Here is a 25,604-nt window from a genome sequence, read left to right on the forward strand (position 1 = left end):
ACTGGCGGGCGGCGATAAAAAGCAGACCGATCCGTTCTGATACGGTTTACTGTAATCGTTATCGCCACATCCGAAGGACCGGTTCCGGGTGCGGCGGCAAACGGTTACAGCAGTCCGTCCGAATCAGTCGGTAAACGTGATCCAGCCGTCCGGTGCCTGCGCTTTCACGCTGTTCATCGCCTCGCGGGCGTCGGTCCGGTTCTCGTAGACCTGGGTGCTCTCGGCCATCGTCGTCCCGTGTTCGTCGATCAGATGCCAGAGCCAGCCGTCGTCGTCCTCGGCCGCGTGCAACTCGAAGGAGACGCTGTCGATCTCGAGGATACTCGCGGCCTCGATCAGGCCGCGAACGTCCCCGACCGCTTCGCGGGCCGCCTCGGGCGTCGCGTACGTCTCGGAGCCACTCGCCACCGATCGGCCGTTCTCGTCGATGAGCCGCCAGTGCCAGCGTTCGTCCTCGCCGGCGACGAGTTCGAACGAGGCAACGTCGAAGTCGACCCGTCCGGCCCGCGGGGCCAGCTGTCGGACCGTCTCGACCCGCGATGTCAGGTCGGCCTTACTTGCGACGGGTTCGGCGGCCCGGCCGATCGCCTCACGCTCGCGGTCGACGAGCGTCCACGTCCAGTCGTCGGCGCTCTCGAGTCTGATCACCGCGTCCTCGATCGTGAACACCGGCGCGTCCTCGGCGTGGTCCGTGATCGTCGTGACCGCCTCCCGCGCGGCCTCGCGGTCTGCGTACGAGTCACTCGAGTCGGCGATCGTCTCGCGGTCGCGATCGAGCAGTCGGAACCGCCACTCGTCGGTGCCGTACAGCTGGGCTGTGACCTCGCCGATCATGTACCGTTTCGCCGACGCGGCGGCCTCGCGGACGTCGCCCAACTGGTCGGCGAGGTCGTCGCGAGTCGGATACGCCTCGGCGTCGACAGCGACGATCTCGCCGTCGGGCAGGACGTATCGCCAGTGCCAATCCTCGTCGACGTACGGCTGGAAGATCGGTGCGTCCATCGTCCTGACGTCCGAATCGAGGTGCTCGAGCAGCCGATCCATCGCGGCACTGGCCGCCTCGCGCGTTGGGTGTGTCGCCGGATCCTCGGCGACGAGCTTTCCGGCCTCGTCGATGAGTCGCCAGCCCCACTCGTCGTTGTCGTCGACGAACAGTTCGAAGGCGGCGGTCTCGATCTCGAGCAGTTCGGCCTCCGGCGCCTGCTCTTTGAGCGTCATCATCGCTTGAGAGGCCTCGGTTCGAGTGGTGTGTTCCGTGCCGCTGTCGGCAAGAACCGTCCCGTCCTCGTCGATGAGCCGCCAGCGCCACTCGCCGGAGTCGGCTTCGTACACCTGAAACGCCGCGTTCTCGAACTCGATGAGATCGGCCTCGCTCGCCTGCTGGCGGACGCGCTCGATCGCCGTCGCGGCCGTCTCGGAATCCGCGTGCGGTTCGTTGCTCGCGGCGACGACCTCGCGGTCGTCGGTGACGAGCCGCCAGTTCCACTCCGGGCGGTCGTCCTCGTCGGCCTCCTCTGTGACCACGCCGCCGTCTGCGGTCGCCTCCTGCCCGTCCGCCCTCGCCGGAAGGTCGTCCGACTCGTCGAACGTCAACTCCTGGCCGTCGCCGGCGGGATAGACCTCGTACTCCGCGTCCTCGATCTCGACGACGTCCGCAACGTATGCCCCGTCGGTGAACTGTTCGGTTCGCCGCTTCGCCTCGGTGTACTCCTCGAGTGCATCGGGGTTCCGGGCGACGACGCGTTCGGTCTCGTCGACGAGCCTGAACTGCCACTGTTCGCCCGTCTGGTACAGTTCGTGTTTCGGCTCGCCCGCGACGGTGATCGAGGCCGAGCCGAACTCCGGCAGGAGCGCCTCGACGGCCGCCTCCGCGTCGCGTCGGGCGTCGAACTCCTCGGAAGCGGTTGCGAGTACGTCGTCCTCGCTGTCGACGAGCCGCCAACTCCACCTGTCGTTTCGTTCGTAGAGTTCGGCTCCGACGCCGTCGACGTCGAGAACGCGGGCGCGTTCGAACCGCTGTGCGAACGTCCGGGCGGCGTCTTCGGCGCGTTCCTGGCTCCGGTGTCCCGCCTCGCCCGTCGCGAGCGGCGTCCGCTCGTCGTCGATGAGCCGCCAGTACCACCGGTCGCGCTTTTCGACGTAGGTGAACGCCGCACCCTCGATTTCGATGACGTCCGCGTCGGGTCCACGATCTTTGAGGAAGCTCACCGACTCCTCGGCGTCGTCGCGCTGATCGAACTCGCGTGAACAGGTGCCGACGACGCTCCCGTCCTCGCGGGCGAGCGTCCACTGCCAGGTGCCGTCGCGATCCTCGTAGAGGCGAAACGCCGAGGTCGTAAGCTCCATCAGCCCCGCGGAGCTGATCTGGGACTTGACGCGTTCGATCCCCTCGGTCGCCTCCGGGCGGGTGACGGCGCTCTCGACGCTCCCCGCGAGCGCCTCGAGGTGAAGGACGTGCCACCTCCAGTCGCCCTCCTCGTCTCGGAAGACGGCGAACTGGGCACCCTCGAGGGCGTCACCCGTCAGAATCGGCGGATCTTCGGTCTGTCCTTCCTCCTCGACGAACATCCCCCGCTGACCGGTGACGACGGGGACGAGAAGGGCAACGCCGCCGAGCGTTCCGACGCCGATGGACGTGATCACGATCCCTTCGACGGTCAGATCCATGCCGTGTCCGCGCCAGTGATACGGATACGCCGCCGCGGAGAACACGACCCCGGCGAGAGCGATTACCAGGCCGACCACGCTCGCCTGGATGGCTCGCTTGCGGACCGGTAACATGAGTACGAGCCCGAACAATCCGATGGAGCCACCGGTTCCGGCGATAACTGTCGATATTCTGATCAGGTAGTACGAACCGGTGTCGCCTGCGTAACTGACGACGAAGACGAGGACGCCTGCGGCCGCAACCAAGTAGCCGAGAATGAACAGCCAGTAGCCGTAGACGTCCGAACTCGAGTCCGGTTCGCCGACGTAGTGTTCGTAGAGTCGGAACAGGTTCTGGTGTATTTTCAGTCGAGATGTCATCGCAAACTTAAGGCATAACTAGAACGTTAGTTAATAAGTTTATGGCCACGTGTTGGCCGAGAATCACCTCACGAATCGTCACTTCAACATCGCACCGGCCGGGTGAGTCGCACAGACGTTCGGGTCGTACCCTGCGTCGGAGAGCCCCGTTCCGAGCGCAAAGACCGTGTTCCCCAGCATCGCCATCGAGGCCTGTCCGTTCGCGTCGGTGACGTCGCCGATGGTTCGTGCGACCTGTTCGGTCAGTAACTCGGTTTCGCGAGCGAACGCCCGCGAGGCGTACATAAACGAGAGGAGCGTCGGCTCCTCGACCAGCTTCGATAGTGCCTCCGTCCCGACCTGCGTGAGCCGTTCGGTGTCGTCAGCGAGCACCTCCGGCGTCGAGAGTTCGCCGAACGAGACGTACTCGACGCGCGCTCGAGCGGGTATTGCGTCGAGCTTGTTCACCTGCGGGCTCCCCGGCTCGAGACGGATCGGCACGCCGCCGCGGGCCTGGGCGACGACGTCACCCAGTCCAGTGCCGGCCCGCACCTCTGCGCCGTGGGCGACCGTCACCAGTTCGTTGAACGAGAGTTTGCAGGTAAACACTCGATTCGCCGCGAGGGCCGTCCCCAGTGCCGTCGCGCCCGAGACACCGAACCCGGCCCCGAGCGGGAGTTCGGAGCGCGCCTCGACGCGGGCAGAAACCCCAAGCGTCTCGAGAACGGTCGAGACCGGTTCGATCTCGGTCTCCTCACCATCGAGGACGACGGAGGGTTCTGTCCCTTCCGGAACGCGTTCGACCGTCACCTCGACGCCGTCGGTGAGCGTCACCCCGGCCCCTCGAGAGCCAGCTTTCGTCGGATCCTCGTCCGGATGTGCGCTGAAAAAACCCGTGATGTGCCCGGGAACGAACGCCGTCGCCTCCTCACCCATTGGCGTTCCTTGCGACTCGCCCATTATATACTGTTCGCTCAGTACTCGACACCGCGCCAGTGTGATCAGCGACCCCGACCGCTCCCGTCGGGAACCGCCTCCGGCGTGAGTCCGCCGGTCCGTGAACCGCGCCACTCCTCGAGGGTGGCTTCGATCTCGTCTGCCGTCTCCACGATTCCGTCGGTCGTGATCCGCGTTTCTTCTCGAAGGGCGTCGCGGGCGACGCGTCCCGCGAGATAGCGAACGTCACGGATGCTGAACCCGTCCGTCGCCTCCGCCACTGCGTCGCCGTAGACGGTCTCGGCGACGAACCGATCCGGAAGTCCGTCGGTCAGGATCGCGACGCGCGTCTCCCCGGTCGGCGGTGGCACCTCGAGTCGCTCGTCGAACGCCCCCGCGTGGAGGACGTCGACGTCGACTCGTTCGATCGCTCGCGCCGTCGCCACGACGAAAACGTCCTCTTCGAGCGTCGGCAACAGCGACTCGAGTCGGGCCGCGACGCGTGCGGTCGCCCGCGAACCGCCCGACTCGGGCGCGAGTTCGTCCACGTCGTCGAGTACCAACACGCTCGGGGCGGTCGAACGCGCGTCCTCGACGAGCTCCGCGACGCGGTCGGCCGGATCGTCGACGGACTCCCTGTGGAACCGGTCGGGGCTCACCTCGACGATCGGCCGCCCGAGTTCCGCGGCGATCGATCGCGCGAGCGAACTCTTGCCCGCGTCCGGCGGACCGTACAACAACGCGCCGTCGACCGGATCGACGTCGTAGCGCTCGTAGCCGTCGCGATAGCGTACCGGCTGAAGTACCCGCCGCTCGAGTTCCGCGACGAGGTCGTCCATCCCCGCCAGATCGTCGAACGCGACCGGATCGTCCGACGACCACCGGCCGAGGTCCTCGTCGAACCGGTCCTCGTACCGGTCGAGCCAGTTCGGGATGCTGGTGTCGGTCTCGTCGACGGCCTGCTGGAGGTGTGATTGCTCGACCGGCGACTCGTCGGCGATCGCGTGGCGGATCGCCACCGTGGCGAGCAACGAAACGTCGCTCGAGGCGTAGCCCGCGGTCGCGTCCGCGATCGCCTCGAGCGAGAGGGTCTCCGAAACTGGCGCGTCCGCGAGTTCGAGCCGCAGGATCTCGAGGCGGGCCTGCCGGTCCGGCGGCGGCACCTCGATGCGCTCGTCGAACCGGCCCGACCGCAGGATGGCGTCGTCGACGTCCTCGAGGTAGTTCGTCGCCGCGAAGACGACGATCTCGGAATCGTGTTGGCTCTCGAGTTCCGTCAGCAGCTGGTTGACCATCTGCTGTTCGCTTACGGCCATCCGACCCGATCGATCGCTCGCGATCGCGTCGATCTCGTCGATGAAGACCAGACACGGCTCGCTCTCGCGGGCGGCCTCGAACACCGTCGCGACGTTGTCGGCGGCCTCGCCGACGTACTTGCTCGTGACGTCCGTCGGGGAGACCTCGACGTAGTTGTAGCCCGTTTCAGCCGCGAGCGCACTCGCGACGAACGTCTTCCCGCAGCCGGGCGGCCCGTAGAAGAGGACGCCGTTGACTGCCCCGATCCCATAGTTGTCGTAAACGTCCCGACGGGTCAGCGGATCGATCACCCGATCGTGGAGGGTGTCCGTGAGTTCGTCCATCCCGCCGACGTCCGAGAAGTCGTGTCCCGGTGGCTCCGTATCGAGCTGGTCGGCCTCGAGTCCGGTGTCGTTGCCGTCCCCGCCTCGAGGCTGGCGGACGGGGCCGTCGCCCCCGGACTGACGCGGCGTTCGAGGAGAGTCGCCGACGTATCGACCGACGAGCATCCACCCGAGCGTCGCCGTCGGTGGTGCGAAGATGAGCGCGAGGTCGCCGGTGAGCGCGTATCCCAGCACGCCGACGACGTACGTGACTCCGAGCACCAGCCGATCGAGTTGGACGGCCACCATCCAGGAGACCGTCCGAAGAGCGACCGCGAGGGCCCCGAACGTGAGCACGAACACCAGAAACGTACTCGCACTCGGCACAAGCGGGCTCGAGGGCCCGATCTGGGCGACGGCGAGCAAATATCTCATTGGAATCGATATGATTTTAGTCCAACAAAATGCTTCTGATCCGTCTGGTACGTTTTCGTGGCCCACTCGCTCGAGTCGGACGACGAGCTGACGATTCGACGGCGAGATCAACCGCTCGTCGAGTCACGCGAAAAATCGTGGCGTCTTCGCTTTCGCTCGTTGGTTCGAGGGTGCTCCCAGTGGTCGCACCCTCGTCCGCGGCAACAGGCGCTGACGGTCCTGCGAGACTCCCTTCGTTCACGGCTTCGCCGTTCGCCGTCGTGGTTCTCGTTACACTCGAACCACGCACCGCTCGTCTCGCTGGCTCTCAACGTCTTCGCCTACGGGCTCAGACGTTGACTATCTCGCGGGAACACGGTCGGAGCAAAGCTCCTCCCTGCTCCCGCTCGACGGGCCACGGCGTCGCCTACGGCGACAGCCGCTGTCGGTCCGGCGAGACTCCCTGTGGTCGTCTCGCTGGCTCCCAGATATTTCGCCCTACGGGCTCAATCTCTGGCGATCTCGCGGGAACAACACAGCTTCCCGGATGTTCTCGAGACCGAGAATCGTCATCACGAGGCGCTCGCCACCGAGCCCGAATCCGGCGTGGGGCGGCATGCCGTACTTGAACATCTTCGTGTAGTACTCGAACTGGTCGGGGTCGAGTCCCTGCTGTTCGAAGCCCTCGATCAGGTTCTCGTGGCGGTGTTCGCGCTTGCCACCCGAGACCAGTTCCATCCGTGGATGCATCAGGTCGAAGCCGGTCGAGAGCTGTTCGTCGTCGTCGTGGTCCTGGATGTAGAAGGGCTTGATCTCGCTGGGCCAGTCGGTGATGAAGTAGTGGCCGCCGACGTCGTCGCCAAGCGCCTTCTCGCCTTCGGTGGGGAGGTCGTCGCCCCAGACGAGTTGTTCGTCGAGTTCGCCCGTCGCGTTGATCCGTTCGATGGCCTCCTCGTAGGAGAGACGGGGGAACTCACCCTCGGGTACCTCGAACTCCTCTTCGAGGCCGAGCGCCTCGAGTTCCGCCTCGCAGTTCTCGGCGATCGCCTCGTAGCCGGCTGTGACGATCCCTTCGGCGACGTCCATCGCGTCGTGTTCGTCACAGAACGCGCCCTCGAAGTCGATCGAGGTCGCCTCGTTCAGGTGTCGCGGCGTGTTGTGCTCTTCGGCGCGGAAGATCGGGCCGATCTCGAAGACCCGCTCGACGTTCGAGCCCGCGATCAGCTGCTTGAACAGCTGGGGCGACTGGTTCATAAAGGCCTCCTCGCCGAAGTACGTGATCGGGAACAGTTCGGTGCCGCCCTCGGTTCCGGTGGCGACGATCTTCGGCGTCGTAATCTCCGTACAGTGGAACTCGCGGAACCGTTCGCGGACCGCACGTAGGAGTTCGGCGCGGATCTCGAAGATCGCCTGCACCTCGTCCTTCCGGAGGTCGAGCGTCCGGTTGTCGAGTCGGGTCGAGATCTCGGCGTCGACTTTCCCCGAGGGATCGAGGGGCAGTTCGGGGTCGGCCGCGGAGACGACCTCGACCGACGCCGGCGTGACCTCGACGCCCGTCGGCGCGCGCGGCTCCTCCTCGACTGCGCCCGACACCGAGACGACGCTCTCTCGAGAGACGCCCAGCCCGGTCTCGACGAGGTCATCGTCCATCTCGTCTTTCTCGAATTTGATCTGGATCTTGCCGGTCGTATCCCGGAGAATCAGGAAGGCGATGCCGCCGAGATCGCGGATCTCGTGGACCCAGCCGGCGACGGTGACGTCGTCACCTGGCTCGGCGTCTGCCGTGTAGGTTCTATCCTGCATACAACCCGGTTCTCGTAGCCGAAACTTAAGCGCAACCGTTCGGACTCGTCGCGTTCAGTACGGCGTCACCGAAGCGTTCGTTCGTCGGAACTCGGAAACGTTGCGTGTTACGACGGTCTTGTTGGCTTCGATTGCTGTCGCTGCGATCATCGCGTCAACCGCTCCAATCGCTCGGCCCTCTCGTTGGAGTCGACGGTGTTCGGTGTTTGCACGCCTCGCCTCTGGCAATCCGTACGGTAGGACGTCTATCCGGTCGACGATCGATTCGAATCGGTCGCGGTTCGATCCCTCGATCCCACGCCCAACTTCTGTCACCGTGAGCGTCGCCACGGACGCGTCTCGCCAGTCGAACTCCTCCAGCTTCGCGACTGCACCGGCGTCTTCGGCGAAGAGATCGATAAAGAAACAACTGTCCAGGAGGACCATCTACGCCCTCCTATCCTCGTTGTCCTCTTCTCGAGTCGAATCCGTATCCCCGAACCGCGAGCCGATGTCGTCTCGAAACTCGGCTGACTCGCGACGGACGCACTCGAGTTCATCGTCGTCGACGAGCCCGATCAGCTCGCGAAGCGGGTTCTCCTCGTCGTCGACGAGCAATCGATCCACGACATCGCTGAAGCTCTCACCGTCGCGCTTCTCCCGGTGAAGCCGCCGATACGTTTCGTCGCGAAGGCTGATCGTCTTACTTCCCATCTGTGTATCTGTATATATGGTTCTGTGTATATGTGTATTATGTCAAACTCTCGTGTAACGCCGGCTCGTTCGGGAAACGGATACCCGGCCGCGTCGTCACCCGAATTTTTCTCCACCCCGTGAGTACCACCCCGGCACATGGATCCGATCAACGAGGACGACCTCGAGTGGACCGAGTACGACCGCGGCGAATCGAGATTCCGGCGAAAACAGCTCTCGGAGGCCGCCGACGCCGACGGCCTGGGCTGTAGCCTCTACGAACTCCCGCCGGGCGAACGGTCCTGGCCCTACCACTACCACACGGGAAACGACGAGGCGGTCTTCGTCCTGGACGGCGAGGGCGTACTCCGATGTGAAGACGGGGAGACGTCACTCGAGGCGGGCGACTTCGTGGCGTTTCCGACCGCCGAAGAGGGTGCCCACCAGATCGTCAACGACGGCGACACACCCCTGCGATACCTGATGGTGTCGACGATGAACGAGCCCGACATCACGGTCTACCCCGAGATGGACAAGATCGGCGTCTACGCCGGCTCCCCGCCGGGCGGTCGGGACGAGCGAACGGTCTCGGGGTACTACCGGACCGACGACGACGTCGACTACTGGGAGGAGTGATACGGATTGCTGTAGCGATGTACCGGTGAGACCGCGGTCCGGGTCGCGGTCTCACCGGAACTGATCGACAGTAAACCGTATGAGTTCCTCCGGAGTTCGTGGAAAGAGGACGAGATTCCGTCAGCGCTCGTGAACCGTCATCGGTATCGGGTGTTTCGGCCGCGCGGTGATCGTCGCCCGCAGATCGAGGTCGGTTCCGGGAACGAGTTCGAGATGATACCGCTGGTAGACGGTCGCGAGAATGAGCCGCGCCTCGAGCATCGCGAAGCGATCGCCGATACACCGACGTGGGCCGGCGGCGAACGGGAAGTACGCCAGTTTCGGCAGGTCGGCTTCCATCTCGTCGGTCCAGCGCTCCGGACGGAACGCGAGCGGGTCGTCGTACCACCGTGGATCGCGGTGGACGACCCACTGGTGCATCCTGACTGTCGACCCAGGGCGAACCTCGTAGCCGGCGATCACGTCGGGTTTGACCGGCTCGCGGATGATCCCTGGCACCGGCGGATAGAGCCGCATCGACTCTTTGACGACGCGCTCGGTATAGGTGAGTTTCGACAGGTCGTCCATCGTCGGCAGTCGTCCGTCGAGCACCTCCTCCAGTTCCGTGACCAGTCGCTCCTCGACGTGCGGGTTCTTCGCGAGCGCGTAGAACGTCAGCGTCAGCGAGAGCGCGGTCGTCTCGTGGCCGGCCAGAAGCAGCGTCACGACCTCGTCGCGGATCTGTTCGGTCGACATCGACGACGCGTTCCCTGCCGTCGCGTCCGGTCTGCCCTGGAGCAGTTTCGAGATGACGTCGTTTTCGGTCGGGTTCGCCCGCCGCTCCTCGATCAGCGCGTAGACCACCTCGTCGAGCCGTTCGCGGGCGCGTCGAATCCGCAGTCGGGCGGGCGTCGGAACCGACGGCGGGAGGACGAAGTGGGCGAGACTCTCCGTGGCCGTCATGAACTCCTCGAGTGCCGAGCCGACTGCGTGGACGTGCTCGTCGACGTCCGCCCCGAAGAGCGCGCGGGCGACGATCTTTAGAGTTACCTCCATCATGTCCTCGTGGACGTCCCGGGTCTGGCCCGCCTTCCACGTCTCGAGGGCCTTGTCGGTGAACTCGGTCATCATCTCGGCGTACTCCCGGATCCGATCGGGGTGGAACGCGGGCTGGATCAGGTGGCGGTTTCGCCGCCAGACCGCTCCCTCGCTGTTCAGGATTCCGTTGCCGGTGATCGGTCGCAGGACGTTCTGGAACCGAGCCCCCTTCACGTAGCGTTCGTTTCGCTGGACGAGAACCTGTTCGATGTACTCGGGGTGGTTGAGCTGGTAGATCGGACCGCCGGGATCTTCCCAGTAGGCGACGTCGCCGTACTCCTGGGCCGTCCGGGTCATGAACTCGTAGGGCTCGCGGAGGAACGCGAGCTGGTTGCCGAGAACCGGCAGTCCGTCGGGACCCGGTGGCTGGCCGTCCACAAGGGGTTCGCCGTCGCTCATGCTCGAGTAGAGCACAGCCAGCCTCCTCCATCTGTACCCGATCATACGAGGTATATTTATATTTAGCAGTGGGAGTCTCTGCATGGCTCTCGTCTCGGCGCTCGAGCGGTCTCCGATCGGTCGCTCGCTCGCGTGGTTGCCCGTCGTATCTCGGCCGAACCGAGCGTTCCCCGTGTCTCGACCGGATCGATCACTCGCCGCTCTCGTTCGAACCGCTGGTGGTCGACCGTGAGAGTCGCGACGGTCGTACTGACGTGGACGGCGGGTGAGTTCCACGAGGTCGACGACGCGTTCGCGCGCAGCGAAGCGGTCTCTCTCGAGTCGATTCGTCACCTGGACCCGATCCACGACCGGCTGTGTACCGAACTGCTCGAGCTTCGCGGCGATCTCGAGGCGGCTCGGACACTGCTCGCGGCGGTTCCCGACGTCCTCGAGTTCGACGTGGCGGGGGGGGGACGGTCGCGGCATCGCCTCCGTCCAGTATCGGACTGCCGGCCGGATGACCGATCTGCTGGCGATCCTTCGCGAACACGAGATCGTCGTCGACTGGCCGATGACGTTCGTCGGAGCCGAGGGCCACGACCGCGCCCTCGAGATCCGCGTCCTCGGGACGAGTCGCGCGATCCAGCGTGCGGCGGCCGATCTCCCCGACGGCGTCGACCTCGACCTCCAGCGGCTGAGCGGGTACGAACCCGACGCGACACGGTTCTCGCCGTCGCTGACCGACCGCCAGCGGGAGCTATTCGACCACGCGTTCGAGGAGGGATACTACGAAATTCCACGGGAGACGACCCACCGCGAACTCGCCGACCAGTTCGACATCTCGGCGGGAACGGTCGGGGAGCACCTCCAGCGGATCGAAGGGAAGCTGGCGGCATCGTACCGACGCGGCTGACGAGGGCCGTTGTCCCGACATCCCGATCGCCGGTCGACCTCCCTGTTTTTACCGACTGACGCCCACGCTCCGGTATGGACGAGACGAGTCTCGAGCGACTCGCAACCGACCTCCGACCGGCGGACTCGGCAGTCGCGCTGACCGGCGCCGGCATCTCCGCTCCGTCGGGTGTTCCGACGTTTCGCGGCGACGACGGCGTCTGGGACCGATTCGACCAGGGACAGTTCACCTACGGTCGATTTCAGCGCGACCCCGAGGGATTCTGGGCGGACCGCATCGAACTCCAGCGGGAACTGTTGGGCGGGAACTACGAGCCGAACGCCGCCCACGAGGCACTCGCCGCGCTCGGCCAAACTGGTCCACTCCGGGCGATCTGTACGCAAAACACCGACGGACTCCACGGCGAGACACTCGAGTCGACCGCCGCCGAGAGCGATCCGGCGATCCTCGAACTGCACGGGAACGCCCGACGCGTTCGGTGTGTCGACTGCGGGACGCGCCGCGACGCCGATCCGATCTTCGGGCGGGCCGAAGACGGCGAGTTGCCACCGCGGTGTGAGTGCGGTGGCGCGTTCAAACCCGACGTCGTCCTCTTCGGCGAGCAGCTCCCGGCTGCCGTCATCCAGCGCGCCAGGTCCCTCGCGCGCGAGTCCGACGTCTTCCTCGCGATCGGCTCGTCGCTCGTCGTCGAACCCGCCGCCTCGCTCCCGCGGCTCGCGGCCGACGCCGGCGCGACGGTAGGGATCGTCAACCTCGAGGCGACTCCTTGCGACGGCGTCGCAGACGTCGTGTTCCGTGAGGACGTGACGCAGGCACTCCCCCGACTCCGTGAGCTGGTCGAATCCGTCGATTAACTCGTTCCGATCTTCGGGCCGTCTCGAGAGGAGTCGGTACGGTTCGTCTCACGCGGAATCGGTACAGGATCGGCTCGAGGATCGCTACAGAACGTGTTCGTCGATCAGTCGCCCCTGTCCTCGCCGCAGTCGCTCGCTGACGGCCTGCGTGGAGATGTCGAGCATCTCGGCGATCGTCGCGAGGTCCGTCTCTCGCGGCACGTCGAAGAACCCGCGCTCGTACGCGAGAACGATCGCCTCTCGCTGTGACTCGGTGAGCGCGTTCGGCTCGCCAGCACGACGGGCCGCCTCGGCGAGGCGATGGAGTTCGAACTCGACGCCCTCGCTCTCCAGAAACGTGTGGTACTCCGCGAACGATTCGCGGTCCGGAAACCGCATCTCGACTTCCCACCGACCCTCGGATCCAAGACAGTCGAGTAACTCACCGCCGGCCGCCACCCACTGACGATAGGCCGAAATCACGTCCGAGTCGCTCCGTCGAATCCGGTAGAGCGCTTGGTCGCCGCTGTAGACGAGTCGGTCGAACTCGTCGATCGTCTCGTCGTCGTCCAGTTTCCGTTCGAGACGGTCGCGGTCGCGATATCGTGCCCAGCAGAACACGATCGGACGATCCGGGTCCAGCGCGTACTGTCGCTCGAGTTCGAGGGTGAGCGACGGCAACGCATCGAGCGTCGGTCCGAGGACCAGCGAGGGGGAGGTCGCTTCGAACTCCGCGAGCAGACTCATGACTCGGTCTGGTCTCCGGAGACGCAAAACCGTTTAGGCCAAATCGGCTTTTTCAGAGCGTGTATCGGCTATCACCAGGAGTTATGCGTCGCGAGCGGCTTCAACCGTCTCGCGGACCGCCCCGACCCCTTCCTCGTGGGCCAAGTTGCCCACGACGATCACGTCGGCGTACTGGGCCATCGAATACGCCGAGTCGTAGTCGTAGATTCCGCCGCCGTAGAACAGCGTCGCCTCGTCGGTCGTCTCGCTCGCCGCTTGGACGACTCCCTCGTCACCAAGCGTTCCCGAATACTCGACGTAGACGATCTCCTGGCCGAACATCCGCTCGGCGACGGTTGCGTAGGCGGCCACGTCGTCGGGCCCAAGATCACAGTCTGCTTCGGTGTACGTCGCGACGTCAGCCTCGGGATTCATCACGATGTACGCCTCCGTCGCCGTCCGATCCCAGTCGAATCCGTCGTCGATCTTGATCCACTCCTTGTGGGCGCCCGTAATCCAGAACGGCGAGCCGGCGTTGAACACCGTCGGGATCAGGTACCCCTCGAGTGCCTCGTTGTCGATGACGACGTCGGGGCTTGAGGGTTCCTGGTAGAGTGGAACGTCGTGTTCGGCGCAGGCCTCGACGACGGCCTCCATGTTCTCCTCGGTGATCCCCATCGTTCCGCCGACCTCGATCGCGTCGGTGCCGGTCGCACAGAGGTCGCCGTAGGTAGTCCCCTCGGGAAGGTCCTTGTCCGGATCGATCTTCAAAATGTGATTCCAGTCGTCCCAGGGGGCAGTCATACCGCTCCGTTACCCGAGGACCGTCAAAAGCGCTACGAAACGGCCGACAGAACCGGAACGGACTGACCGGCGTACTGCGCCATCGAAACGGGGGTTGGACTCGGTGGGCCTTTCGACGTACTGCACCGCTGTGGCGCCACAGTAGCGCGATCTCGTACCAAGAACGACGATCGAGATCGTGCAAATATATATCCCCATGAAAAATACACGCAACCGATCAGTCGAGATGCAAATCGGCAGGACGAACAATGAGTGACGGTTCCCTCATCCTGTTAGTCAGCGCAACGATGCTATTCGCATCGGTACTGAAAGGATTCGACTACCTTCTTCTCACGAGCGAAGAGATCGACCGGGCCCCTATTCTCTCGAGGGCCCTATTCGGGTGCTGGATCGCTATCGGATGTGGCGGTGTGGCGATGCTCGTCGGGTACGTCACAGTGGGGGCGACTCCGCGGATCGCCGTCCTCGCGGGACAGTTCGCTGTCCCGGTCTGTATCGTTCTCGATATAGTCAGAGACCGCAAGATCGGTATCGAGAACGGGTGGAGCCCGACGGCCCGGTGGCTGGCTGAGAACGTCTTCGCGAAACGCTGGTAGGCGGCTCCGGTTTTCGACACTACTCGGCCGGTACCGTGGCTATTCGACCGTTATCGTCGTGAGATCCTCGGCGAACCTGACGTCGCCGTCGTAGTGGACACCGATCGACTCGAGCATCTCCTCGTGGCGACCGTCGGTGTGTGGGTAGAGATGCGTCAGATAGACCCGGCCGATATCCGTCCCCGCGAGTGCCGTCCCCAGCCGTTCGGGCGTCGGGTGGTTCGAGACGTCGACGTCGTCGGGAAAGGAACAGTCGTGGGCGAGGATCGCCGACTCGTCGGCGAAGTTCGCCAGCCCGGCGAACGCCTCGCTGTCGCCGCTGAACGTAAATCGGTCGTCGAATCGGTAGGCGAGACAGGGAAGCGAGTGACGCGTCTCGTAGGCCGAGACGTCGAAGCCGGCGACGGAGAACCCGCCGGGATGGACCTCGCGCACCCGCAACTCGAGTTTCTCCTGCATGTACTCGTGGACCGAGAGCAAGCCGTCGATTAGCCCCTTCGTTCCCTGGGGGCCGACGATCTCTAAGTGTTCTTCGCCGGCCAGCCAGCGGGCTTTCATCAACGGGAGCAAGTCCGCGACGTGATCCAGGTGGTGGTGGGTGAGCAAGACGCTCGAGACGGTCTCGTAGCCGACGCCCGATTGCTGGAGACGGTGAAGTACGCCGGAGCCACAGTCGACGAGGAGGGTCCGACCGTCTTCCTGTACGAGAATTCCCGTCTGGAAGCGCTCGCCGGTCGCCATTGCGCTGCCGGTTCCGAGAAAGGTGACGCGCATGCGAAAGCGTGGGCCCGGTCCGGGAAAAAGGATTGTGCTGGCCGGCTCGTCGGTGCAAACGACGGGGGGCTGTGGGTAGCGAACCGGTGGAGCAGCGAACGCGCCGGACAGTCACAGTCGCCTTACCACGGGTGCACGTCCGGGCTCGAGAGCAACGCAGTGATCGAGTTCCGTCAGGACGGTCGGGACGATTCCGCCGGAACCGACGCACCCAACTCGGTCTCGATGGTCGCTCCCGCGTTGAGTGCAATCAGTCCGAACCCGACCTTGGTGAGGAGATCGAGGTAGGTGACGAGCATGACGTCGACAGTGAGCGTCAGCAGGTCGAACCCCGGGGGACCGAGCAACCAGACGATCGGGTACACCGACCAGAGGACCACCGTGAGGTTCCGAAGACTCCCAAAGAGCGAACCGACGGCGGGACCTCGTTCGCTCGCCTGCTCGCTCATCGGACCCAACAGCAGATACACCAACGCGACGTACGCGGCCGCAGCGAGCCCGAACAGCCAGAACCGGGCTGCCCCGGAGAGAAGCGCCGCCGCGAGCCCGCCGCCCATCACGACCGTGTTGACGGCGACGACGAGGCCGAGTTCCCGCCGACCAATTCCCGAAAGCAGTCCGAGGAACGCGAGCAACAGCGGCGTCGTGAGTAGCCAGTCGACGTACCTGGGGACGAAGACGATCCGGTCGCCAACCGGCAGCCAGCCGATTCCGAGAGCCATCAGTGCGTACGCGATCGCCGCGATCAGGCTGACTGCGGCGAGGATCGCGTAGTATCGGCTGTCGCTCGTATCCCCGGACAGGCTGCCCCGAACGAACGCAGCCGTTCCGGCCCCCATCCCGAGCGCACCGAACCAGAACAGCGTGGTCGTGTCGATCACGCGATCTCACTCCCGTTTTTCGCCGTTCGAGTCCGTCCGCTCGTCTCGCCCGCCCCGTGGGAGACGCAAATTCCGTCGAGGAGTTCGAGCAACGTGTACGCGTCCGCCGAGAGAGTGTCGACTCGCTCGAAGGCCTTCCGTGCCGCCGTCGACTGGGTTTCCGCGGCCGTCGAAACCTCGTTCGCCTCCGTCGCGGTCGTCTCGGATATTTCGGCGACGTCGTCGACCATCTTCACGACCTGTGCGGCGGAGTCGGCCTGGCGGTCGGTCGACGTACTGATCTCCTGGATGCCAGTGTTCGCCTCTTCGACGGCCTCGACGATCCGCTCGAGCGAGTCGACCGTTTCCTCGACGGTTTCGACGCCTCGCGAGAGTCGATCGCTCGTCTCGCGTACGTCCTCGACCGTCGTCTCGGTTCGATCCTGGATGCGGTCGATCGACGCTTCGATCTCGGTGGTGGCCTCTTTCGTCTCTTCGGCGAGCGACTTTACTTCGCTGGCGACGACCGCGAACCCGTCTCCGCCCCGAGATTCGCCGCCGTTGCCCGCGTGAGCGGCTTCGATCGACGCGTTGAGTGCGAGCAGGTTGGTCTGATCGGCAATCTCTGCGATGATGTCGGTCACCTCGCCGATCTGCTGAATCTCCTCGTGTAACGTCTCCATCGCCCCGACGGTTGCGTCGGTCTGTCGCTCGACGTCCGAAATCTCTGCGATCGCGATCTCGGCGGTCTCGAGACCCCTCTCGCTCGCCGCCGATGCCTCTTGGGACGTCTTCGCCACCTCGGCGGCACTGGCGGCCATCTCCTCGGTGGTCGCCGAGATGTCGTCCATCTCCATCGCGATCGTCTGGATCCGCTCTGTCTGGGTGTCTGCCCCCTCGGATATCTCGGTGATCGTCTCGCTGACGTCCTCGCTTGTTTCCATCACTCGCTCGGCGTTCGACCGGACGTCCTGGCTGGCATCCGAGACGTCGTCCGCGAACTGGCCGATCCGTCCGACGAGCGATTCGATCCCGTCCATCATCTCGTCGAACGACGTCGCGACCGAGGCCATCGCTTCGGTGTTGCCCTCCCCGCCCATCCGTGCCGTCAGGTCGCCGTCTGCACACCGGGCCATCACTTTTCCGAACCGCTCGGCGTCGGCCTCGAGTGAGTCGTTCACCTCGGCGAGCCGTTCGCGTTCCCGTTCGACCTCTCGCCTGGCTGCCTCGGCCTCGGCCCGAGCCGTTTCTGCGCTTTCCCGTGCCTCTTCGGCTTCCTCGCGGGCGCGTTCAGTCTCCTCGAGCGACGAGCGAAGCGATCGGCGCATCTCGTCGAAGGAGTCGTAGAGGTCGCCGATTTCGTCGGCCCGGCGGCTCGTCAGATCGACGTCGAGATCGCCGTCGCCCATCCGCGTCGCTGTCGCTGACAGTGATGAGAGCGACGCTGCGGTGTTTCCGCCGACGGTCGCTGCGACCAATCCCAGGTTGATCACCGTCAACACGATTAGCCCGGTGATTGCGGACGTCGAGCGTTCGGCGACGGCGGATGCGCCCACCTCGGTCGCAGCGGCGACCTCGAGGTACGCCACCGCTCCGAACGCGATCGTCACACCGACGACGAGCGCGAAGATCGCCCCGAGTTTCGCCGTGTAACTCCGACGAACTCGGTCGGGAAACCAGGTCTTCCTAACGGTCATGCACCACGGTGAAGATCACTGCATCATAACGGTAGTGGCCACTTAGTTGGGGTTCTGCCCGGCGTTCGTCGGTTCCCTTCGTGGGTGACAACACGCTTCGGTACCGGTTCGCGAAATCGAGAGACGCCGGCGACAACGCCCGATTCCTGGCGTCTCACTCGAGTTCGTCGCGCAGGTACTCGACTCGCTCGAGGAACCGACGACGTACCTCGCTCGGGACGCAGGGCTCGAGATCGTACGCGAGAGTCGCCGGCTCCGCTGGCTGAAACCCGTTCAACAGCGACGTCGCCTCGTACCGAAAGAGGCGATCGTCGGCGTCCATCACCGCGGTCCACTCGGCGTCGGTCGGCGGTCGGACGCCGAGGCGTTCCCAGGTCGCCTCGAGGACGCGATCTTCGATCGCGCCGAACTCGTCGACCCGCCGCTTGACCGGGCGGGGTAGGTCGGTAATGTACGCCTCGGCCGCGTCGTGGAGCAGGCCGTATAGCTGAACCCGCGGGCCGTACTCGCCCGCGAGCTCGTCGCTTACGTACAGCGAGTGCGTCCCGACCGTGTAGAAGAACGCGCTCTGTCCCGAGAACCGACAGGTCTGTGAGAGACCGTGAGCGACGTCCTCGAACCGAATCCGGTCGGGAGCCGGCTCGAGTGGGTCGAACCGAACTCCCGAGTAGGTGGTGATCGCACTCGATGACTGTTCGTTCGCCATACCAGCCGTTGGGAAAGCGACCGACAAATCGATTCGGGTTCGTGGGATTCCGGAACCGACCCGTCGGAAAGTGGCCTCCGTTCGGGGTGTCCTCCCGTGAGGAGTGTCGGGGTTTTGTCCGGCAGTACGGGTCGTCCAGTCCGTGGTGTACCACGATACGTGCCGGTGTTGAACAGCAGACGCCATGGTCGACGACGCCGACCCCGTGTATTACGTGATCAGCGATCTTCACATCGGCGGTGACGAACAGCTCGGTGAGATCGACTTTCTCGAGCGTCTCGAGGCGACCGACGAGAACGTGGAACTGGTAATCAACGGCGATCTGTTCGGCCTGTGGGAGGTTACCGAAATCGATGGCCCTGCGAAGTTCGAGTTCCTGACGGAGCGCTATCCCGACCTGTTCAGGCAGTTGCGCGCGACGGGTGAGTGATCCCCGCCCTGTCTCGCCTCGTCCACTTTCACCACGCTGTCCAAACCCTCTTACCCGCCGGGTGCCCAGACGGGGACGATGACCGGGATCGAGGACCTCGAGTTGCCGGATTCGGACGACCTCCCGTTCGATCCGGCCGCCGTCGAGATCGAAGACGGCGACGTCTTCTCCCTGCTCGAACCCGCGGTCCGGGAGTGGTGGCTCGAGGAGTTCGGCGAGTTCGTTCCCGAGAACGGCGGCTTTTTCACGCCGCCACAGCGGGGTGCGATCCCGACGATCCATGAGGGACAGAACACGCTCATCTGTGCGCCGACTGGCAGCGGGAAGACGCTCGCAAGTTTCAATTCAATTATAAATAATCTGCATCGAAAGGATCGAGCGAACGAGGACGGCCTCGAGAACTCGGTGTACTGTCTCTACGTCTCGCCGCTGAAATCGCTCGCGAACGACATCCACCGGAACCTCGAGATGCCACTCGAGGGGATCGAGTCGATCGTCTCGAACCGGGACGACGACGCGGAGATGGGAGAGATTCGCCACGCCATCCGTCACGGCGATACCGCAAAGAGCGACCGCCAGAAGATGCTCGAGGAGACGCCTCATATCCTGAATACGACGCCCGAGACGCTCGCAATCTTGCTCAACTCTCCCAAATTCCGCGAGAAACTTCGCACGGTGGAGTACGTCATCGTCGACGAGATCCACTCCCTTGCTTCCGGGAAGCGGGGCACCCACCTGTCGGTGAGTTTAGAGCGACTCGAGGCGATGGCCGACGGCGAGATCACGCGGATCGGCTGTTCGGCGACGATCGAACCCCTCTCGGAGATCGCGGAGTTCCTGGTTGGGCGAACGGAGCCAAGCGGTGAGCCAAGAGAGTACGAGATCGTCGACGCCCGCTTCGCCCGCGAGTTCGATCTCCGACTCGAGTGTCCGACCGACGACCTCGTCAACACGCCTCGTGACGTCGTCCAGGAGCACTTCTATCGGATGCTCCACGACCACGTTCAGGACCACACCAACACCATCGTCTTCACGAACACGCGATCGGGCGCAGAACGCGTGTTGCACAACCTCCGCGACCGGTTCGACGCCTACGACGAGACGAACTCCGGCTGTCACCACGGCAGCCTCTCGAAGGACGTCCGTCAGGACGTCGAGAGCCGACTCAAGGACGGTGATCTCGACGTCGTGACGACGTCGACGAGCCTCGAGTTGGGGATCGACATGCCCCACGTCGATCTCGTCGTCCAGGTCGGCTCCCCGAAATCGGTCGCCGCGATGCTCCAACGGGTCGGCCGCGCCGGCCACCGGGTCGGTCAGACGGTGACCGGTCGCGTGATCGCCCTCGATCGGGACGAACTCCTCGAGTGTGCCGTCATGATGAAGAAGGCTGAGGAGGGGTTCGTCGATAGCGTCTCGATCCCCGAGAACGCCCAGGATGTGGCGGCCCAGCACGTCTACGGGATGGCGATCGCCGAGATCCGTCCCGAGTCCGAGGTCACGGGTGTTCTCCGGCGTGCGTACCCATACCGCGAGTACGGCGAGGCGGAGTGGGAGTCGCTCGCGCGCTATCTCACAGCCGAGTACGCCGGACTGGAGGAGAAAAACGTCTACGCGAAGATCTGGCGAGACGAGAACGACCCACCCGACGGCGAGTACCACTACGAGGAGTTTCCGGTGGGTGAGCCCCTGATCGGCAAGCGTGGACGGCTCGCGCGGGTAATATACATGACGAACATCGGGACGATTCCGGACTCGTTCAGCTGTGACGTCTACACCCGGGCGGGCGACGAGTGGGTCGGCCAGCTCGACGAGGAGTACCTCGACACGATCGAGAAGGGAGACGTCTTCGTCCTCGGCGGCGACCACTTCGAGTACTGCTATCGCCGTGGCTCGAAGGTGTACGTCGACCGCACGAGCGCCCGGCCCACCGTGCCATCGTGGTACTCCGAGCGCCTGCCCCTATCGTACGACCTCGCGTGTGAGATCCTCGCCTTCCAGGACGAACTCCTCGCCCACTACGAGGACGGTGGCCCGCCACGGGTTCGCGCCTGGCTCCGGGAGTTCCCGCTGGACGACGACAGCGTGCGGGCGATCGCCCGCCTCTTCGAGTACCAGCTCCGGTACGCCGGCCCCGAGAGCGTGAGCACACTCAATCGGCTGGCGATCGAGGTCGAACGCGACCGCGAGGAGTACGAACGCCGGTACTACGTCCACTCGACGTACGGACGCAGGGTCAACGACGGTCTCTCCCGACTGCTCGCCTACCGGTGTGCCCAGGAGGCGACCGCAAACGTTCAGGTCGCCGTCGCCGACAACGGCTTCGTGCTCTCGATGCCGCTGAATCGAAAAGTCGACCTCGAGGGGATTCTCGAGGACCTGGACGCCGAGGACATCCGCGATCAGCTTCGGGCGGCGCTGTCGGGAACCGACCTCCTCCAGCGGTACTTTCGGATCAACGCGACCCGATCGCTGATGATCCTCAAACGGTACAAGGGCTACGAGAAGTCCGCGAGCGAACAGCAGGTTTCGAGTGAGATGTTACTCGGCTTCGCGGAGGATCTCGAGGAGTTCGCCGTGATCGAGGAGACCTACCGCGAGATTCTCGAGGACAAGCTCAACGTCGCCGAGATAGAGGGGATCGTCGCCGCGCTGGAGGCGGGCGAGCTCGACCTCGAGCGCCGGCTACTCGACTCGCCGACCCCGCGAGCGTTCGGCCTCGCGACGCTGTCGGCCAGCGACGTGGTGCTCGCCGAGGACGAAAGCGCCGCGTTACAGGCGCTTCACGATCACGTTCTCGAGGAGATCGGCGAGGATTCGCTACGGGGACTCAGCTCCGAGTCCCTCGAGTGACGGTGGGCCGATCGTTGCCTCTCTCGATTCGAGGCCCTCGGTGAATCGGATTCTGGTTCAGCCGCCGGACCGTCAACCGAATGGACGCCCACCTCGGACGGACAGAAAGAGTCGATTCGGAGAAAAAGGAGGCTAGTCCTCGCTCTCGTACGGCTCGCCGACCGACGAAGGCATCCGGGTCTTCCCCCACGCCGTGAGCACGACGATGACAGCGACGTACGGCAGGAGGTTGACCAGTCGCGCGGAGACTTCGATGCCGACCGTCTGGAACTGGACGTTCAACATGTCGAGCCCGCCGAACAGCAACGCTGCGGCCGCCGCGCCGATCGGGTTGTAGTTGCCGAACAGGTAGGCGACGATGCCGATCCAGCCCCGTCCGTCGACCATCGTCTCGCCGGTCCCGACGAAGTTGCCGGCGTGAGCGAGCAACACCGCGCCGCCGAGGCCGGCCATCGCGCCGGAGAAGATCACGGTCGCGTACCGAACCCGGTTGACGTCGACGCCCGCGGTATCCAGCGCCTCGGGATTCTCGCCGGCGGCCTGGATCCAGTACCCGTACTTCGTTCGGTAGAGGAACACCCACGACGCCAGGACGACGATCACCGTGAGCACGACCAGCGGCGACTGGCCGAACGCCAGCGGGTTGATGCTCTCGAGGCCCGGACTCGAGCGACTCCCCCAGATGATCGCCGCGGTAAACGGGGCGAATCCGAGGCCGAGGAACCAGACCGCGAGGCCGGCGACGATCTGATCCGCCTTGAAGTGGATCAGGAGGACGGCGAAAAACACCGTCAGGATCGCCGAGATCAGGACAGCGATCGCGATCGCGAGCCAGACGTCGAGCTGGCTCGGCGAGGTTCCGCCGAGAAGGTACATCGTCGCCGCGGCGCTGAACGCCCCGAAGATCATGAACCCCTCGAGGCCGATGTTGAAGACGCCGCTTTTCTCGGCGTAGAGACCACCGATCGCGGCGAGTGCGATCGGCGTCGCCATCTCGAGCGATCGGGTCAGGAAGCCGACCGTAAGCAGTCGCTCGAGGGCGATGTCGAAGACGAAAGTGAACACCGCGGCGGCGATGAGCAGTGCGACGACCGTGGCACCGGCCAGCTGAACGCGCTCCCGCTGGGCGTAGTCGGCGACGCTCATCGCGACTCACCCCCGAGCCCGGTTCGCCGGGCGATCATCCGGAACAGTTCGGGAACGGCGACGAACAGGACCACCAGCCCGACGATACCGTCGATGAGCTGGACGGGAACGTCGCTGTTGATCTGGATGTGTGAACTCGAGGACTCGAGGCCGCCGAACAGCAGGCCCGCCGGAACGACCCCGAGGGGATTGTTCGCCGCGAGCAGGCTGACGGCGATGGCGTCGAAGCCGTAGTTGCCGATGCCGGACGGGTCGGTGAAGTAGCCCTGAATCATGATCGCGAAGATCGCACCGCCGAGTCCGGCGACCATTCCGGAGAACGTCATCGTCGAGACAATCATCCGTTTGGCGTCGACGCCGGAGTACGTCGCGGCCGACTCCTGATAGCCGCTGGTCACCATGTCGTAGCCAAAACTCGTCCGGGTCATCACGGCGGCGACGACGACGACGACGACGACCGTAACGAGGATACCGACGATCGAGAGGTTGGGATCGTCGAAGACGACCGATGGGAAGCCGACGGTATCGGGCATGCGCTCGGTTCTGGTTGCAGTCGCCTCGGGATCGCCGAATCGACCCGCAACGAGCCAGCCGACGAAGCCGATGGCGATGAAGTTCAGCATGATCGTGGTGATGATCTCGTTTGCGCCACCGTAGGCTTTCAACACGCCAGGAAGCGCCGCATACAGGCCACCGGCGACGATGGCGGCGATCGTTCCAATCACCATCAACGCGACCCCACCGATCGTCCCGTCGGGCAGATACGGGGCGAGCGAGACGATCGAGACGACGGTCGCGAAGCCGCCCACGATGAACTGTCCTTGGACGCCGATGTTGAACACGCCCGCACGGAACGCGATGGCAACTGAGACGCCAGCGAGCACGAACAGCGTCGAGTACCGAAGCGTCCGTGCGATCGCTCGCTCGCTGCCGAACGAGCCGACGACGAGCTGGTTGGCGAACTGAATCGGATCGTATCCAGAGGCTGCGACGATGACCAACCCGATGAGTAACGCTAGTGCCGTCGATCCGATCGCTATCCCGATCCGCTCGAGAACGGTCGCATCGAGCATCTTCGCGGCGGCACGGTCGAGTCCTGTGCGGAGTCGGCCGACCCCGCTACTCATGCCTGTGCCTCCGTATCGGTTTCAGTTTCCTCGGTCGTATCGTCCTCGAGGCTCCCGCCAGTCATCAGGAGACCGAGTTCCTCCTCGGTGATGCGTTCGGGATCGACGACGTCGACGAACTCACCTTCGTACATGACCGCGATCCGATCGGAGAGTTTCTGGATCTCCTCGAGTTTCGAGGAGACGACGAGGATCGCGAGCCCCTCTTCGCGGAGTTCGATCAGCCGGTTGTGGATGAACTCGATCGAGCCGATGTCGACGCCTCGAGTCGGATGAGCGGCGATCATCACGTCTGGATCGTGTCCGATCTCTCGGCCGACGATGAACTTCTGTTGGTTGCCGCCGGAGAGCGATTCCGCGTCGTTTTCGGCCGTGGGTGGCTGGACGTCGAACTCCTCGATTATCTCCTCGGCGTGGTCTTTGACTGCCGACCAGTCGATCCGCCCGCCGGTCGCGTACGGTTCGACGGTCTGGTTTCCGAGCAACGCGTTCCGGACGAGCGAGTACTCCTGGACCAGCCCCTCCGTCTGGCGATCCTCGGGAATGTAGGCGATTCCGGATTCGATCCGAGCCCGTCGGCTTCGGTCGGTGATCTCCTCGTTGCCGAGTCGGATCGAGCCGTCGTCGACCGATCTGAGGCCGGTGATTCCCTCGACGAGTTCGCTCTGGCCGTTGCCCTGTACGCCGGCGATGCCGAGAATCTCGCCCTCGCGGACGGTGAGGTCGACGCCGCGGACCTGCTCGCGGCCGCGGTCACCGGACATCCACAGATCCTCGACCTCGAGTGCGGGATCGCCCGGCTCCGCCTCCCGGGAGAGTCGGTCGAACAGCACTTCCCGACCGACCATCATCCGTGCGAGTTCCTGTTCGTCGGTGTCCTCGGCCCGCACCGTGCCGATCGCCTCCCCGTCCCGTAAAACGGTGATATCGTCGGCGATTCCCAGGGCTTCGTCGAGTTTGTGTGAGATGAAGATCAACGAGCGGCCGTCGTCCCGAAGATCGTTCATGACGGCCATTAGGCTCTCGACTTCCTGGGGGGTGAGCACCGCCGTCGGCTCGTCGAGAATGAGGATTTCGGCACCCCGGTAGAGACTTTTGACGATCTCGACGCGCTGTTGGGCGCCGAGATCGAGCTCCTCGACGCGTGTGTCGAGGAACTCATCGACATCGAAGTCGTATCGCGAACAGATCTCTTCGACGTCATCTCTGGCGGCCGACTCGTCGACCAGCCCGTTCTCGGTCGGCTCGTGGCCGAGGACGATGTTCTGGAGCACGGTCATCGTCTCGACGAGCTGGAAATGCTGGTGGATCATCCCGATCCCCGCCGCCATCGCGTCGCGAGGCGACTCGACCGTTTTCGGTTCGCCGTCGATCACGATCTCGCCCTCGTCCTGATCGTACAGGCCGTAGAGTACGCTCATCAGGGTGGTCTTCCCCGATCCATTCTCGCCCAGGACGGCGTGAATCGACCCCTTCTCGAGGGTGAAGCCGACGTCGTCGTTGGCGACCACGTCGCCGAATCGCTTCGTGATTCCCTCGAGTCTAACCGCTGGCGGTACGTTACTCGTCGTCATTGTCCTCCGTCGGAAGTATAC

The 25,604-nt window shown here is 64.6% G+C and carries 21 protein-coding genes and 1 pseudogene; 6 read left to right on the plus strand and 16 right to left on the minus strand.

What is annotated here, in order from left to right; genetic code table 11:
- Positions 1-123: 123 nt before the first annotated feature.
- The 6 genes from GRS80_RS12085 to GRS80_RS12110 all read right to left on the minus strand — a co-directional run bounded on the left by GRS80_RS12085 (position 124) and on the right by GRS80_RS12110 (position 8,471).
- The gene (locus GRS80_RS12085; RefSeq protein WP_160047760.1) at positions 124-3,027 is read right to left on the minus strand and encodes a DUF1508 domain-containing protein; all 2,904 of its coding nucleotides are present in this window, start codon (positions 3,025-3,027) and stop codon (positions 124-126) included.
- 78 nt (positions 3,028-3,105) lie between these two features.
- Positions 3,106-3,942 carry a pantoate kinase gene (locus tag GRS80_RS12090; RefSeq protein WP_160047761.1) on the minus strand — a complete coding sequence of 279 codons (837 nt, stop codon included), beginning with the start codon at positions 3,940-3,942 and terminating at the stop codon, positions 3,106-3,108.
- 65 nt (positions 3,943-4,007) lie between these two features.
- Positions 4,008-5,996 carry an AAA family ATPase gene (locus GRS80_RS12095; RefSeq protein WP_160047762.1) on the minus strand — a complete coding sequence of 663 codons (1,989 nt, stop codon included), beginning with the start codon at positions 5,994-5,996 and terminating at the stop codon, positions 4,008-4,010.
- Positions 5,997-6,473: 477 nt separating this feature from the next.
- Entirely contained in the window at positions 6,474-7,778 is a 1,305-nt protein-coding gene (gene aspS / locus GRS80_RS12100) for an aspartate--tRNA(Asn) ligase (protein WP_160047763.1), read from the minus strand.
- Between the two features lie 54 nt (positions 7,779-7,832).
- Positions 7,833-8,204: a type II toxin-antitoxin system VapC family toxin gene (locus GRS80_RS12105; protein WP_149082289.1), complete on the minus strand. Its 372-nt coding sequence runs from the start codon at positions 8,202-8,204 to the stop codon at positions 7,833-7,835.
- A complete protein-coding gene (locus tag GRS80_RS12110) occupies positions 8,205-8,471 on the minus strand; it encodes an antitoxin VapB family protein (RefSeq protein WP_149082290.1) in 267 nt (88 codons plus the stop codon).
- Positions 8,472-8,609: 138 nt separating this feature from the next.
- On the opposite strand from GRS80_RS12110, the gene GRS80_RS12115 reads away from it, so the two are divergent.
- A complete protein-coding gene (locus GRS80_RS12115; RefSeq protein ID WP_160047764.1) occupies positions 8,610-9,086 on the plus strand; it encodes a cupin domain-containing protein in 477 nt (158 codons plus the stop codon).
- Between the two features lie 120 nt (positions 9,087-9,206).
- Here GRS80_RS12115 and GRS80_RS12120 read toward each other — a convergent pair whose 3' ends face one another.
- Entirely contained in the window at positions 9,207-10,562 is a 1,356-nt protein-coding gene (locus tag GRS80_RS12120; RefSeq protein WP_160047820.1) for a cytochrome P450, read from the minus strand.
- 265 nt (positions 10,563-10,827) lie between these two features.
- Here GRS80_RS12120 and GRS80_RS21115 point away from each other — a divergent pair, with 265 nt between their 5' ends.
- Together GRS80_RS21115 and GRS80_RS12130 are read left to right on the plus strand one after the other, a co-directional pair.
- Complete coding sequence (locus GRS80_RS21115) at positions 10,828-11,457, plus strand: helix-turn-helix domain-containing protein (protein ID WP_343161548.1); 630 nt, start codon at positions 10,828-10,830, stop codon at positions 11,455-11,457.
- Positions 11,458-11,531: 74 nt separating this feature from the next.
- A complete protein-coding gene (locus tag GRS80_RS12130; protein WP_160047765.1) occupies positions 11,532-12,311 on the plus strand; it encodes a Sir2 family NAD-dependent protein deacetylase in 780 nt (259 codons plus the stop codon).
- An 84-nt stretch (positions 12,312-12,395) separates the two neighbouring features.
- On the opposite strand, the gene GRS80_RS12135 is transcribed toward GRS80_RS12130, so the two are convergent.
- Both GRS80_RS12135 and GRS80_RS12140 read right to left on the minus strand, forming a co-directional pair.
- On the minus strand, positions 12,396-13,037 hold the full coding sequence (locus GRS80_RS12135) for a helix-turn-helix domain-containing protein (protein WP_160047766.1): 642 nt from the start codon (positions 13,035-13,037) through the stop codon (positions 12,396-12,398).
- 81 nt (positions 13,038-13,118) lie between these two features.
- A complete protein-coding gene (locus GRS80_RS12140) occupies positions 13,119-13,820 on the minus strand; it encodes a phosphoglycerol geranylgeranyltransferase (RefSeq protein WP_160047767.1) in 702 nt (233 codons plus the stop codon).
- A gap of 248 nt (positions 13,821-14,068) precedes the next feature.
- Between GRS80_RS12140 and GRS80_RS12145 the strand changes: the two genes are divergently transcribed.
- Positions 14,069-14,416, plus strand: coding sequence for a hypothetical protein (locus GRS80_RS12145; protein WP_160047768.1), 348 nt, complete (start codon positions 14,069-14,071; stop codon positions 14,414-14,416).
- A gap of 39 nt (positions 14,417-14,455) precedes the next feature.
- Here GRS80_RS12145 and GRS80_RS12150 read toward each other — a convergent pair whose 3' ends face one another.
- The 4 genes from GRS80_RS12150 to GRS80_RS12165 all read right to left on the minus strand — a co-directional run bounded on the left by GRS80_RS12150 (position 14,456) and on the right by GRS80_RS12165 (position 18,453).
- On the minus strand, positions 14,456-15,190 hold the full coding sequence (locus tag GRS80_RS12150; protein WP_160047769.1) for an MBL fold metallo-hydrolase: 735 nt from the start codon (positions 15,188-15,190) through the stop codon (positions 14,456-14,458).
- Between the two features lie 173 nt (positions 15,191-15,363).
- Positions 15,364-16,071: a bacteriorhodopsin gene (locus GRS80_RS12155; RefSeq protein WP_343161549.1), complete on the minus strand. Its 708-nt coding sequence runs from the start codon at positions 16,069-16,071 to the stop codon at positions 15,364-15,366.
- Entirely contained in the window at positions 16,068-17,747 is a 1,680-nt protein-coding gene (locus GRS80_RS12160) for a sensory rhodopsin II transducer (protein ID WP_160047770.1), read from the minus strand. The genes GRS80_RS12155 and GRS80_RS12160 overlap by 4 nt, the downstream gene beginning before the upstream one ends.
- A gap of 154 nt (positions 17,748-17,901) precedes the next feature.
- A complete protein-coding gene (locus tag GRS80_RS12165) occupies positions 17,902-18,453 on the minus strand; it encodes a phosphohydrolase (RefSeq protein WP_160047771.1) in 552 nt (183 codons plus the stop codon).
- A gap of 184 nt (positions 18,454-18,637) precedes the next feature.
- Here GRS80_RS12165 and GRS80_RS12170 point away from each other — a divergent pair.
- A pseudogene (locus GRS80_RS12170) lies at positions 18,638-18,880 on the plus strand (phosphoesterase); the annotation flags it as partial.
- An 81-nt stretch (positions 18,881-18,961) separates the two neighbouring features.
- Positions 18,962-21,736 carry an ATP-dependent helicase gene (locus GRS80_RS12175; protein WP_160047772.1) on the plus strand — a complete coding sequence of 925 codons (2,775 nt, stop codon included), beginning with the start codon at positions 18,962-18,964 and terminating at the stop codon, positions 21,734-21,736.
- A 132-nt stretch (positions 21,737-21,868) separates the two neighbouring features.
- On the opposite strand, the gene GRS80_RS12180 is transcribed toward GRS80_RS12175, so the two are convergent.
- From GRS80_RS12180 to GRS80_RS12190, 3 genes are read right to left on the minus strand one after another with little or no spacing between them, the layout of a single operon-like run.
- Positions 21,869-22,882 (minus strand): ABC transporter permease, encoded by a 1,014-nt coding sequence (locus GRS80_RS12180; protein ID WP_160047773.1) that lies wholly within the window; start codon positions 22,880-22,882, stop codon positions 21,869-21,871.
- On the minus strand, positions 22,879-24,009 hold the full coding sequence (locus tag GRS80_RS12185) for an ABC transporter permease (protein ID WP_235019722.1): 1,131 nt from the start codon (positions 24,007-24,009) through the stop codon (positions 22,879-22,881). Before GRS80_RS12185 ends, GRS80_RS12180 begins: the two co-directional genes overlap by 4 nt.
- Positions 24,006-25,583, minus strand: a complete 1,578-nt coding sequence (locus tag GRS80_RS12190) for an ABC transporter ATP-binding protein (RefSeq protein ID WP_160047774.1) — start codon at positions 25,581-25,583, stop codon at positions 24,006-24,008. Before GRS80_RS12190 ends, GRS80_RS12185 begins: the two co-directional genes overlap by 4 nt.
- Positions 25,584-25,604 lie beyond the last annotated feature (21 nt).

The sequence above is a fragment of the Natrialba sp. INN-245 genome, from assembly GCF_009807105.1.
Taxonomy (GTDB): domain Archaea; phylum Halobacteriota; class Halobacteria; order Halobacteriales; family Natrialbaceae; genus Natrarchaeobius; species Natrarchaeobius swarupiae.